The organism is Gramella sp. Hel_I_59 (assembly GCF_006714895.1).
GTDB lineage: Bacteria > Bacteroidota > Bacteroidia > Flavobacteriales > Flavobacteriaceae > Christiangramia.
The window spans coordinates 3,313,666-3,326,462 of sequence record NZ_VFME01000001.1 but is presented as its reverse complement, the minus strand read 5'-3'; the positions used below and the strand labels follow the sequence as shown (position 1 = coordinate 3,326,462).

Sequence of the window (12,797 nt, the reverse complement as noted above, 5' to 3'; positions counted from 1 at the left end):
ATCAATAATTTTATTTGCAAATATTTCTAAGAGCTTGTTGTAATTGATAGAAAATTGAGAGTGAATTAAATAGAGAGTAATTAATGTAGAAATCACGTTTATCTCCAGGATTATTGATTGCGCTAAAACTATTCTTCAATAATAACTATTATATTTGCGACAAACAGATTTACTAAGTATGCTTACCGCAATTCTTACAGGATTTATATTTTCTATTCTCTTGGTTTTTGTAGGGAAGTTCTTCAAAGGTAAGCTCTCGATACTGGCTTCCATAGTACCACTTGGGCTCTTTTTATACTTTTTCCAGTTTATAGCTCCAATTGCAGATGGTGAAGTAATTACCAGATCCTTTCAATGGATTCCATCCTTTGGAGTAGATCTTGGTTTTAAGCTGGACGGCTTGTCGTTGCTATTTTCTTTAATGATCACGGGGATTGGTTTCCTTGTTTTTGCGTATACCTCTTCTTACTTAAAAGGGCACGAGTACCTGGATAGATTTTATGGATATCTCGCTGCGTTCATGGGTGCAATGCTTGGACTGGTACTTTCTGATAACATGATCACTTTGTTTGTGTTCTGGGAACTTACCAGTATTAGTTCTTTCTTTTTAATCGGCTTCAATAATACTAATCCTGCTTCCCGAAAATCGGCAATGACCGCTTTGGGTATTACCGGAATAGGAGGATTATTACTTCTTGCTTCAGCTTTATTACTAAATAATATTACAGGCACCTACAGCATTTCAGAAATGCTGAGTATGAGTGAAGCTATTCGTGGTAACGAATTTTACGCAGTTGCTGTTATGCTGTTATTTGGTGCGGCTTTCACAAAATCGGCTCAATTCCCATTTCACTTCTGGTTACCCGGAGCAATGAAGGCTCCAACACCGGTATCCACCTACCTGCATTCTGCCACCATGGTAAAAGCAGGAATCTATTTATTAATGCGTTTTACTCCTATTCTTGGAGGTGAAAATATCTGGAATTATACGCTGATCATCGTTGGGGGAATTACTATGCTTTACTCTGCGATCCATACCTTGTTCAGAACAGATCTTAAAGGGATCCTGGCCTATTCAACAATTTCGGCCTTAGGTATTCTGGTGTTTTTAATTGGTCTGGGGACCGAAGAAGCATTCTTGGCTGCAGCAGTATTTATCATTGTTCATGCGTTATATAAAGCAACTTTGTTCCTGGTAACGGGAATCATAGATCATCAAACACATACCCGTGATGTCACCAGACTCGCGGGACTTAATAAAATTATGCTTCCGGTTGGGATCGCCGGGATACTGGCAGCAATTTCCAGTGCCGGGATTCCCCCAACGATAGGTTTTATTGGAAAGGAACTTACGTACGAAGCTACATATCATTCAGAAACGATTATCATAATTTCGATGATCGCGATAGTTCTTACTAAGATTCTCTTGCTATATGCAGGTTTTGTAGCGGGAATCAAGCCATTCACCGGGAAACTGCCTGAAGAACACAAAAACGTGAAAGCTCCTGGTCCAATCATGTGGATTCCGCCGGTATTACTTGCAACTTTAGGTCTTGTTTTTGGAATTGCTCCATTTCTAATTGAAGGTGCTTTAATTAAACCTGTAGTTACGGCTCTTGGTGGTGATGCTTCTGAAATTCATCTGGCACTTTGGCACGGATTTAATCTAATTTTTATACTTAGTTTGATCACTATTGGTGTTGGAACTACGTTATATTTTGTAATCAAACCTTCAGAAAAACTGGTAGCATCTGCAGCGAAATTCAACTCAATTTCACCTGAAAATATTCTGAATCTTATCAATAAAGGTTTTGTACAATTCTCTAACTTCTGGACGAATTTCTTTCAGAATGGATACTTAAGAAACTACATTTCTATCATTATTCTCTTTCTGGTGGTATTGGTCGGTTATATAATGATTGGAAATACTCGTTTCGTGATCGACTATAATTCATTATCTAAAATCACTGTCTATGAGATCACCACTACTTTGATTTTGATTGCTGGAATCTTCTATACAGTTTTTACTGAATCCCGTTTGGCAGCGGTTGCAGCTATGGGTGTGGTTGGTCTATCGATTTGTTTGATCTTTGTATTTTATTCGGCGCCCGATCTGGCCATGACCCAGTTCTCAATTGATACACTTACAGTAATTCTATTCGTACTGGTATTGTATAAATTACCTAAGTATTTGAAACTTTCAGACTATAAAACGCGTGTGAGGGACGGTGTGCTATCCAGTGTATTCGGTTTGATCATTACGGTTCTAGCGCTTGAAGTACTTTCTGAACCTGTAAGCAAGCAGGTTGGGGAGTTCTACGCTGCAAACTCATATGTTGAAGCTCATGGAAAAAACGTTGTGAACGTGATCCTTGTTGACTTCCGTGGTGCAGATACACTAATAGAAGTTTCAGTATTATCTATAGCAGCAGTTGGAGTATTCGGCTTGATGAAATTAAGACTTAAGATGAGAGATAGAAAACGATATGCCGATACAAGTCTAAAACAAGAAAATAAGGAACAATAATATGCGAACAACCATCATATTAAAAACAGCTTCTAATTACCTTTTACCGGTATTGTTGGTGTTTTCGATTTTTATCCTTCTCCGTGGGCATTACCTGCCAGGAGGTGGATTTGTTGGCGGCCTTATCGCATCTATTGCTTTTATATTGCATTCGTTTGCCAACGGACTCGAGAAAACCAAAGAGCTTTTAATCGTGCATCCAGGATTTTTATTACCGGTAGGACTCGCTATTTCGTTTATGGCTGGTCTTGCTCCAGTGATATTTTTCGATATGCCCTTCATGACCGGACTTTGGTCACATGATACAGTTGCTATTCTAGGAAAAGTAGGTTCAGCACTATTTTTCGACATAGGAGTGTACCTCGTGGTAAATGGAGTGACTCTTACAATAATCTTTACAATTTCTGAATCGGCCTGATATGGAGATACTTTTAGCATTAATGGTAGGTATTCTATACGGAACTGGTATTTATATGATGCTTCGCCGAAGTATGGTGAAACTTATTATAGGAATCATATTACTAGGTAACGGCGCAAACCTGCTTATTTTTCTCCTCGGAAGAATAACCAAAGGAGCTCCTCCAATTATACCCGGAGATTCCAAGGTTTTCGTAGAAGCCTTTGCCGATCCTGTACCGCAGGCATTGATCCTTACTGCCATTGTAATTAGTTTTGGATTGCAATCTTTTGCCATCGTTCTGGTAAAGAGGGCGCATACCGTAGTTAGAACTGATGATTTGGACGAAATGAACGCAACCGACGAAGATTCATGACACAGCAATTAATATTATATCCGCTTTTCTTACAGATGGCCATCAGTATTATACTTATGTTCGGCTGGTCCAGGATTCGTTTTCAGAAGATATTCAGCATCTTTGGGAGTACGATGAGCGTAATTCTGGCGATCGTTCTTTTCAGCTATATCTGGCAAAATGGGACTCAAACCATACAAGCCGGGAACTGGGAAGCTCCCTTCGGAATCACCTTTGTTGCAGATTCACTGGCAGCTACGCTTGTACTATTAACCGCAATTTCAGGACTTGCAGTTTCCATATTTTCCGCAGGTTCAGTATTAAGAGACCGGCTAAGATTTGGCTATTTTCCCATATTTCATTTCCTGTTATTAGGTTTGAATGGGGCTTTTTTAACCGGTGATATTTTCAACCTCTATGTGTGGTTTGAAATCATTATTATTAGTTCGTTCGTGCTGATTACCATTGGAGGTGAAAAGGCTCAGCTTGAAGGAGCTGTAAAATATTTCACGCTGAATATTTTAGCTTCCATGATCTTCCTAACGGCGATCGCTGTACTTTACGGTATTACCGGAAGCTTGAATATGGCCGATCTTGCTGGTCAGGTAGCTGCTGTGGAAAATCGCGGACTCGTTCAAATTACTGCCGTATTATTCTTAATAGGTTTCGGGATCAAAGCAGGAGTTTTTCCGCTGTATTTCTGGTTACCGGCTTCGTATCATACACCTCCGTTCGCCGTATCGGCTATTTTCGGAGGATTATTGACCAAAGTAGGTGTATATGCTTTAATACGGGTGTTTACACTAATATTTGTCAACGAACCCTTTCTGAATAACATTATCATGGTCATCGCCATACTTACTTTAGTGAGTGGTGGAATTGGAGCACTGGTGCAAAATAACATGAGGAAGGTATTTTCATATCTAATCATCTGTCATATTGGATACATGATCGCAGGGATCGGGATGTTCACAGAAATTGCTATTGCAGGTGCGATCTTCTACCTTATTCATGATATTATCGTAAAAACCAATCTTTTCATGCTGAGCGGGGTGGTTTATAGAATTACAGGAACTAACAGCATGCGGGATCTTGGAGGTATTTATGCTAAATACCCGAAGATAAGTTTATTGCTATTTATTCCATTATTTAGCTTGGTCGGGATTCCGCCATTATCTGGTTTCTGGCCAAAGATCAACCTAATTAAAGCCGGATTTACTGGGGGTAACTATATTACCGTTGCGGCGATCATCTTTGCCAGCTTTATAACTTTAGTGATCATTGCGAAAATGTGGGCTGAAGTGTTCTGGAAAGATGCTAAGGAAATGCCGGAAAGAAAATATTTTGGATATTATCATAAGATGACCAATCTAAAACGCTCGCAATTTATCGTGCCGGTAGCTATGCTTAGTATTGTATCTTTGTATATTGGTTTTGGAGCTGAACATATTCAGGAGCTTTCTGCAAGAATTGCCGATGAATTGGTAAATAGTGAAGGGTACATTGAGGCAGTTTTAAAGACGAAGAATTAAGAAGATGAAGAATAAATTTCTTTCAAACATATTGCTAACGTTCGTATGGGTTGCCCTAACGGGTGATTTTTCATTCGAAAACTATCTGTTTGGATTTTTTCTGAATTTTCATATTCTCTGGCTCATAACAGTAGGTAGAAAACGAACCCGTTATTTTCTTATAGTTCCGAAGATCATATTGCTGTTACTGAATTTTCTTTACGAGCTTGTAAAAGCAAACATTGAGGTTGCATATGAAGTGATCACACCAAGACTTAATGTGACGCCGGGAATAATCATGGTTCCGCTGGATGTAAAATCTGATATTGGAATTACCGTTCTTGCAAATATGATATCTCTTACACCAGGAACTTTGAGCATAGATGTATCGAACGATAAAAAGGTTCTTTTTGTACATGCAATGTACCTGAAGGATAGAGAGAAATTCATCCGTGGAATCAAAGATGGATTTGAACGTAGAATTTTGGAAGTGCTGTCATGACGTTAGTTGAATATTTACATTATATCATATTACCCATATTGGTGATCTCTGCAGTTTTGATACTTTGGAGATTTATGAAGGGTCCAAGCATTGCAGATAAGATTGTATCGCTCGACCTTCTCATTACGACCGGAATCGGGATCATTGCGATATACAGTATTATTTACAATCAATCCACCTTGATGGATACTGCGCTAATTCTGGCATTAATCGCATTTTTAAGTACAGTAGCGCTTTCATTTTATCTTGAAAAACGTAAAAGGAAATGATAGATATCATAATTGCCGCCATAGCAACACTGGGAGCCCTTTTCGTTCTTTTAGCAGCGATCGGGATCGTTCGTATGCCAGACACTTATCTTCGTATTTCAGTAACTACCAAAGCTGCGACTCTTGGAGTTGGTCTTTTATTACTAAGTTCCACTGTATTCTTTAGTAATGCAGATGTGACTTCACAGGCATTTGTAATCATTCTGTTTCTATTCTTAACGGCTCCTGTTAGTGCTCACCTTATTGGAAGAGCTTCTTATTTTATTGGAGTTAAACTTTGGGATAAGTCGGTAATGGATGAATTGCAGGGTAAATACCAAAAGAACACCCACATCTTAAAAAGCAAGGTGGACGATACCCCTGAAGATAACGTGGATCATAGCAAAATGGATGATGCCGATAAGTAATAAGCGGTTAATCTTTTTTCTCCTCATCCTGTTCATTCTTTTTGATCATCTCGTGTTCAACGTAGCCAAATACAAGGTTAATTATTAGAATAAGTCCGCTTATAATTCCTAGTTCTGTATACATTCCAAAACCAGCAAGACACCCGGTAGCAGCACTACACCAGACTGTAGCTGCAGTGGTAAGACCCTGAATTTTTCTCTTCTTTTCCAGAATAGTTCCTGCGCCAATAAATCCAATACCAACAACGATCTGCCCAAGTACCCGAGTGATATCCACCGACTCTTCGTTTTGAAACCTAAGAGCCATTAATATAAAGATCGCGGAGCCAAGAGCCACCAGTGCGTTGGTTTTCAATCCTGCACCTTTGCCCTGGATTTCCCGTTCATAGCCAATTACCAGTCCGGCAATCGTTGCAAGTACTACTCTAAGAGCAAATAGTTCCCAGTTCATATTTTATAAAATTCATTGCTTAAGTTTGCCATATGCAAAAGCTTCCATTAAAATTAGAGAAAAGACTTGAGAAAAGGAAACATGATAATTCCTTTAGAAGTCTTCCTTCAGAAATTAAAGGAGTAGATTTTTTTTCTAATGATTATCTTGGTTTTTCTTCTTCGGAAGTAGTTAGAAATAGAACTTCGGAGATAATGGAAGCGCAAGCTTATCAAAATGGAGCTACCGGTTCCAGACTTCTTTCGGGTAATCATCCATTATTCAGTAAAGCTGAAAAGATGATTGCTGAATTTCATAACGCTGAATCTGCTCTAATCTTTAATTCCGGTTACGATGCTAATCTTGGTTTTTTTTCCGCAGTACCGCAAAAAGGTGATATCATATTTTATGATGAGTTAAGTCATGCGTCTATCCGGGATGGTATTAGAATGAGCCTGGCGAAATCTTATAAATTTTCTCATAACAGTCTTGAAAATCTGGAATCAAAACTGCGAAAATCCGATACTTCTTCGAATGATTTTCAGGTTTATATAGTGACCGAATCTGTGTTCTCCATGGACGGTGATATTCCAGATCTTGAGGGAATAACTAGACTTTCCAGGCAGTATAATGCCTTGCTGATTATAGACGAAGCTCATGCTACCGGCGTATTTGGAGATAATGGTGTTGGTTTGGTGCAGCAACTAGGAATCGAAGAAAATGTATTTGCAAGAATCCAGACCTTCGGGAAGGCAATTGGAAGCCATGGCGCTGCTATCCTGGGAGGTGAACAGTTAAGAAATTATTTGATCAATTTTGCAAGGAGCTTTATTTATACCACTGCGCTACCACCACATACCCTTGCTACACTTATAGCAGTTTATGAAAATCTACAATTAGATGTTGAGAATATTACAAAGCTTCGCGGAAACATCAATTTCTTTAAAGCTGAACTTGATAGGAACGCGCTTACAAAAAGATTTATAAACAGCGATTCTGCTATACAAAGCTGCATCGTGCCAGGAAATGATCGGGTTAAGTGGATTGCTTTGCAGTTACAGGAAAATGATTTTGTGGTAAAACCCATATTATCGCCAACGGTTCCTTTGGGACAGGAAAGATTAAGATTTTGTCTACATGCCTATAATTCGAAGCAAGAAATTTCGGAGGTCTTGGAAAGGCTGGCTAACTTTGTGCAAAAATCGAATTAATGCCTGCTCATTATTTTATTACCGGAATTAGTACAGATGTTGGAAAGAGCATCGCAGCTGCAATGATCACTGAAGCACTGGAAGCCGATTACTGGAAGCCTGTACAGGCAGGTGATCTTGATAATTCAGATGCTCATAAGGTGGAACGTTTGGTTAGTAACTCCAGGACGACTTTTCATAAGAATAGCTATGCTTTGAATAGTCCCATGAGTCCGCATGCTGCTGCGGAAATTGATTCAGTAAAGATCGATTTAAAAAAGATCAAAAGACCTGAAACCAACCGCGATCTCGTTATTGAAGGAGCTGGTGGATTACTTGTGCCTTTAAATAACAAAAGCACAATTCTGGATCTAATTGAAAAAGATGATTACGTCATTCTGGTTTCCAGGCATTATCTGGGAAGTATAAATCATACTTTGTTAAGTATTGAGATGCTTAAGTCACGAGGGATAGAAAATATTAAGATCATTTTTAGCGGAGATGAGCATCAAAGTACTGAACAGGCGATCCTGGATCATAGCGGTATTGAAGTACTGGGAAGAATAGAGCAGGAGCCGTACTTTGATAAAAATGTAGTACTGGAATATGCTGAAAAATGGAAGGAGAAATTATGCAAGAAGTAGAAATTAGTTCAAGCCTTAAAGAAAGAGATAGTAAACATTTATGGCATCCGCTTACACAGCATAAAGTTTCAGCAGAAATGCTGCCAATTTCAAAAGCGAGCGGCGTTATACTTACTGATGATGAAGGTAGTGAGTATATCGACGGAATCTCATCCTGGTACACTGCGGTGTATGGGCATTGCAATCCCTATATTACAAACAAAGTCGCTGCGCAGATGCAGAATCTGGATCAGGTGGTTTTCAGCGGATTCACACATGAGCCTGCCATAGAGCTATCTGAAGCATTGATAAAAATATTACCTGAAGGGCAGCAGAAACTGTTTTTCAACGATAATGGCTCCACAGCGACCGAGATCGGGATCAAAATGGCTTTGCAGTATCATCATAACCTTGGAAATGATCGAAAAGTAATGCTGGCTTTTGAAAATGGATTCCATGGAGATACTTTTGGCGCAATGTCAGTCTCCGGACTTTCAGTTTATAATGGAGCTTTTGAAGATCATTTTATACGCGTAGAACGTATTCCGGTTCCGAATGGGACGAACAATAAGGCAATTCTTGATCAATTAGAATCTATACTTAGCAAGGAAAATATCGCCGGATTTATATACGAACCTCTAATTCAGGGCGCTGCAGCTATGAAGTTCCACGATGCTGAAGGATTGAATGCAATATTAAAACTTTGCCGTCAACATGAAGTTCTTCTGGTAGCAGATGAGGTGATGACCGGTTTCGGGAAAACCGGAACTTATTTTGCTTCAGATCATATAGAGGAAAAGCCAGATGTGATCTGCATGTCCAAAGCTCTAACGGCAGGCTTGCTGCCAATGGGACTAACCTCTTGTAATCAAAAAGTATATGATGCTTTCTATTCAGATGAAATTGCGAAAGGTCTTTTTCACGGGCATACCTATACCGCGAATCCACTTGCGTGTACAGCGGCCCTGGCAGGAATAGAATTATTGACTTCCGAGGAAATCCAGCAGAACATTCAAAGAATTTCAGAAAAAAACAAGAAGTTCGTTCTTGAATTGGAGCAAAACCAACAAGTTCTCAATGCTCGCTCTATGGGAGTGATCCTTGCTTTTGAACTTGATGTAGAAATGGAGCGTTATGGGAATTTGAGAAATAAGCTTTTCAGGTTTTTTATGGATAATGGGTTGTTTTTACGTCCGCTTGGGAATACGATCTATATCGTGCCGCCTTATGTTACTTCTGAAGAGCAGATGAAATCGATTTACAAATTACTTCAGGAATGTATAGATCAATTTCAGGCGTAAATTAACGCCTGATGAGCTATCAAAAGAACTATCAATACTATTTTTGCTTTAAAATAAGTCCTTGAAAAATCCAATTTCCATAGACGCGATCGCCAGTATTTCTCCATTAGGAAGTACTGCGGAAGAGATCTGGAATAATTATCTCCAGGACTCCCATCACTTTAGTAGAAGAACAACTACTGAAAAATCCTGGTGGGTAGGAGAAATACCCAAAGATCTAGACAATCAATTAATGGAGCTTCAGCAGGAAGACTCCAGGTATCGCCATCTGGACCGTTCGGTTTTAATGGCAATTCTCACCGGTCGAAGACTCCAAGATGAACCGGGTTATAACAATAGCAATTCCGGCTTGAACATTGGAAGCAGCCGTGGCGCAACAGAACTTTTTGAAAAGTATCATAAAGAATTTTTAGAGACTGGAAAAGCATCTACCTATAGTTCTCCAACTACCACTTTGGGAAATATTTCGTCCTGGACGGCGCAGGATCTGCAACTGGAGGGTCCGGAGTTTTCTCATAGTATTACCTGTTCTACAGGAATGCATTCTATTTTGAATGCGATTGCCTGGCTGGAAAGTGGAATGCGAGACAACTTTATTGCCGGCGGTAGCGAAGCACCACTTACAGGTTTTACGCTTGCACAAATGGAGGCAATGAAGATCTATGCACAAAGTGATGATGAATATCCATGTAAATCGCTAAACATGGAGAAGCAAAAGAACAGCATGATCCTGAGTGAAGCTGCAGGATTATTGTCTTTAAGCAAGAACCCTTCAGCAAAATCGCAAGCTGTTATTCGCGGTATTGGGTATGCTAATGAAGAATTAAAGCACGGAGCTTCATTATCGCGGGAAGGTTTCTGTCTACAGAAGAGTATGAAAATGGCAATTAAAGACACTTCCGAAGAAATTGATGCGATTGTTATGCATGCTCCGGGAACCATTGGTGGAGATCTGGCTGAAGTAAATGCAGTGAACGCAATCTTTGGCGATGATCAACCAGCAATAACCTCCAATAAATGGAAGACTGGTCATAGTTTTGCAACTTCCGGAATTCTGAATATACAAATGGCGATATTAATGATTCAGCATCAGCAATTTATAACTGTTCCCTTTTCAAAATTTCAGAAGAAACCCAGGCAATTAAAAAACATTCTGGTGAATTCGGTCGGTTTTGGTGGGAATGCAGTTTCCCTGCTTATTTCGGCAAATTAATATTGTTAGGAATCGCGTTCATAAAACTTATAGCAGCTTTACCCTTTAAAGCTTAGTTTTCTTTATTTTTGAATACAAATCGAATTACATGGCACTTAAACACGACTGGACGAAGGAAGAGATCCTCGATATATATAACAAACCATTTATGGATCTGCTTTACGAAGCTGCAAGCATTCACCGCGAGCATCATGATCCAAATACAGTACAGGTTTCAACCTTACTTTCTATAAAGACCGGTGGTTGTCCTGAAGATTGCGGATACTGTCCACAGGCGGCCCGTTATCATACAGATCTTGAAGGGAACGACCTTATGAGTGTAAACCAGGTGAAAGCTCAGGCGTTACGCGCAAAAGCTTCTGGAAGTTCCAGGGTTTGTATGGGTGCAGCCTGGAGAAATGTAAAGGATGGGGAAGAGTTCGACAATGTTCTGGAAATGGTAAGAAGTATCAATAAACTTGATATGGAGGTTTGCTGTACGCTGGGAATGCTTACTGAAAACCAGGCAGCAAGACTGGCAGAAGCCGGACTTTATGCTTACAATCATAATTTAGATACATCTGAAGATTACTATAAAGAAGTAATTTCTACCCGTGGTTTTGATGATAGACTTGCTACGATCGATAATGTTCGTAAAACAAATGTGACAGTTTGTAGTGGAGGAATCATAGGAATGGGAGAAAGTCCTGCCGACCGTGCAGGAATGCTGGTTGCGCTGGCGACTCTTAATCCACAGCCGGAATCTGTTCCAATCAATGCGCTTGTTCCTGTAGAAGGAACACCCATGGAAGAACAGGAGCCAGTACCAATCTGGGATATGATCAGGATGGTTGCAACCACCAGGATCGTAATGCCTGAAACACAGGTTAGACTTTCTGCGGGGAGAACTCAAATGAGTAGAGAGGGACAGGCAATGTGCTTCTTTGCCGGAGCAAATTCCATTTTTGCCGGAGATAAATTGCTTACAACTCCAAATCCTGATGTAAATGAGGATATGGAAATGTTTAAAATGCTTGGTTTAAATCCGCAAAAGCCTTTCGTTAAGAAATCTCAGCCTGAAAGTGTTACTGCTGAAAATTCTCAATTTCAGAGTCAGAACGAAAAACCAAAATGGTCCCGACCAGGACATAAGATCGAGCGAAACCTTGAAGCTCAGCAAAAGGCAAAAACGAAGGTTTAATTAACGAATATCTATTGAAACTGGATCTCCAAAATATTCCCAGGCGAAGCAATCTTTCAAAAGAAGATTTTCTCCGGGAATATTTTGAACCCAGAAGACCGGTTATTATTGAAGACCTTAGCCAGAATTGGCCTGCTCGTAAGAAGTGGAATTTCGATTATTTCAAAGAAAAAGCCGGAGAGGTTGTGGTACCTTTATATGATGGCAAACCTGCCAGCGGTCGTTCTAATTCTCATGGTCCTGCTCAAAAAATACCTTTCAAAGATTATATAGAAATCCTGGAGAATGGTCCTACAGATCTTAGAATGTTCTTCTTCAATTTACTTCAAAACTGCCCGGATCTTATTGATGACTTTAAGTATCCGGAATTAGGAATCAAGTTTTTTAAGAAGCTTCCCGTGTTATTTGTTGGAGGAGAAGGTTCTAAAGTCGTCATGCATTACGACATGGATCTGGCTAATAATTTTCATTTCAATTTTGCGGGCAGAAAGCGTTTTATCCTGTATCCGCCAGATCAAACAGGCTTTTTATACAAGGTGCCTTATTCAATAGTGAGTATGGAGATTATTGATATGGATGATCCAGACCTACAAAAATATCCTGCGTTAGCAAAAGCCAGAGGTTTTGAATGTACTTTAGAACACGGAGACGCTCTGTATATTCCCAGTCACTGGTGGCATTGGGTGAAATATGAAACCCCAAGCCTTTCGCTTACGCTTAGATCGCTGCCAACGAAACCATCAGATCTGGGAGAGGTTATATCTAATCTTTTATTTATGCGGAATTATGATAATTTGATGCGTAAATTGAAGGGTCAGAAATGGATAGACTACAAAAACCGCAAGGCAATTGAGCGTACGCATCGCTATGCTGGTATTAATTGAAGAACGAA

Annotated in this window: 14 protein-coding genes; 13 read left to right on the top strand and 1 reads right to left on the bottom strand. The window is 39.7% G+C overall.

Annotation, left to right across the window (positions count from 1 at the left end):
* The first annotated feature begins 178 nt into the window (after nucleotides 1-178).
* The 7 genes from JM79_RS15480 to mnhG are packed head-to-tail and all read left to right on the top strand — an operon-like array spanning nucleotide 179 to nucleotide 5,968.
* Entirely contained in the window at nucleotides 179-2,527 is a 2,349-nt protein-coding gene (locus JM79_RS15480; protein WP_141879022.1) for a putative monovalent cation/H+ antiporter subunit A, read from the top strand.
* 1 nt (nucleotide 2,528) lies between these two features.
* On the top strand, nucleotides 2,529-2,945 hold the full coding sequence (locus JM79_RS15475) for a Na+/H+ antiporter subunit B (protein WP_141879021.1): 417 nt from the start codon (nucleotides 2,529-2,531) through the stop codon (nucleotides 2,943-2,945).
* Between the two features lies 1 nt (nucleotide 2,946).
* The gene (locus JM79_RS15470) at nucleotides 2,947-3,300 is read left to right on the top strand and encodes a Na+/H+ antiporter subunit C (RefSeq protein ID WP_141879020.1); all 354 of its coding nucleotides are present in this window, start codon (nucleotides 2,947-2,949) and stop codon (nucleotides 3,298-3,300) included.
* Nucleotides 3,297-4,811 (top strand): proton-conducting transporter membrane subunit, encoded by a 1,515-nt coding sequence (locus JM79_RS15465; protein WP_141879019.1) that lies wholly within the window; start codon nucleotides 3,297-3,299, stop codon nucleotides 4,809-4,811. Before JM79_RS15470 ends, JM79_RS15465 begins: the two co-directional genes overlap by 4 nt.
* A gap of 4 nt (nucleotides 4,812-4,815) precedes the next feature.
* Nucleotides 4,816-5,292, top strand: a complete 477-nt coding sequence (locus JM79_RS15460) for a Na+/H+ antiporter subunit E (RefSeq protein ID WP_026913949.1) — start codon at nucleotides 4,816-4,818, stop codon at nucleotides 5,290-5,292.
* On the top strand, nucleotides 5,289-5,561 hold the full coding sequence (locus tag JM79_RS15455; protein WP_141879018.1) for a monovalent cation/H+ antiporter complex subunit F: 273 nt from the start codon (nucleotides 5,289-5,291) through the stop codon (nucleotides 5,559-5,561). The genes JM79_RS15460 and JM79_RS15455 overlap by 4 nt, the downstream gene beginning before the upstream one ends.
* A complete protein-coding gene (mnhG, locus tag JM79_RS15450) occupies nucleotides 5,558-5,968 on the top strand; it encodes a monovalent cation/H(+) antiporter subunit G (protein WP_141879017.1) in 411 nt (136 codons plus the stop codon). Before JM79_RS15455 ends, mnhG begins: the two co-directional genes overlap by 4 nt.
* A 7-nt stretch (nucleotides 5,969-5,975) precedes the next feature.
* Here the strand turns inward: mnhG and JM79_RS15445 are convergent, their stop codons facing one another.
* Entirely contained in the window at nucleotides 5,976-6,419 is a 444-nt protein-coding gene (locus JM79_RS15445; protein ID WP_141879016.1) for an MgtC/SapB family protein, read from the bottom strand.
* Between the two features lie 32 nt (nucleotides 6,420-6,451).
* Here JM79_RS15445 and JM79_RS15440 point away from each other — a divergent pair, with 32 nt between their 5' ends.
* From JM79_RS15440 to JM79_RS15415, 6 genes are all read left to right on the top strand, one after another.
* Nucleotides 6,452-7,609, top strand: a complete 1,158-nt coding sequence (locus JM79_RS15440; RefSeq protein ID WP_141879015.1) for a pyridoxal phosphate-dependent aminotransferase family protein — start codon at nucleotides 6,452-6,454, stop codon at nucleotides 7,607-7,609.
* Nucleotides 7,609-8,232, top strand: a complete 624-nt coding sequence (gene bioD, locus JM79_RS15435; RefSeq protein ID WP_141879014.1) for a dethiobiotin synthase — start codon at nucleotides 7,609-7,611, stop codon at nucleotides 8,230-8,232. The genes JM79_RS15440 and bioD overlap by 1 nt, the downstream gene beginning before the upstream one ends.
* On the top strand, nucleotides 8,220-9,512 hold the full coding sequence (gene bioA / locus JM79_RS15430) for an adenosylmethionine--8-amino-7-oxononanoate transaminase (RefSeq protein ID WP_141879013.1): 1,293 nt from the start codon (nucleotides 8,220-8,222) through the stop codon (nucleotides 9,510-9,512). Before bioD ends, bioA begins: the two co-directional genes overlap by 13 nt.
* 61 nt (nucleotides 9,513-9,573) lie before the next feature.
* Nucleotides 9,574-10,725 carry a beta-ketoacyl synthase N-terminal-like domain-containing protein gene (locus JM79_RS15425; protein ID WP_141879012.1) on the top strand — a complete coding sequence of 384 codons (1,152 nt, stop codon included), beginning with the start codon at nucleotides 9,574-9,576 and terminating at the stop codon, nucleotides 10,723-10,725.
* An 88-nt stretch (nucleotides 10,726-10,813) separates the two neighbouring features.
* Nucleotides 10,814-11,905, top strand: a complete 1,092-nt coding sequence (gene bioB, locus JM79_RS15420; RefSeq protein WP_141879011.1) for a biotin synthase BioB — start codon at nucleotides 10,814-10,816, stop codon at nucleotides 11,903-11,905.
* Nucleotides 11,906-11,919: 14 nt separating this feature from the next.
* The gene (locus tag JM79_RS15415; RefSeq protein ID WP_141879010.1) at nucleotides 11,920-12,789 is read left to right on the top strand and encodes a cupin-like domain-containing protein; all 870 of its coding nucleotides are present in this window, start codon (nucleotides 11,920-11,922) and stop codon (nucleotides 12,787-12,789) included.
* Nucleotides 12,790-12,797: the final 8 nt, after the last annotated feature.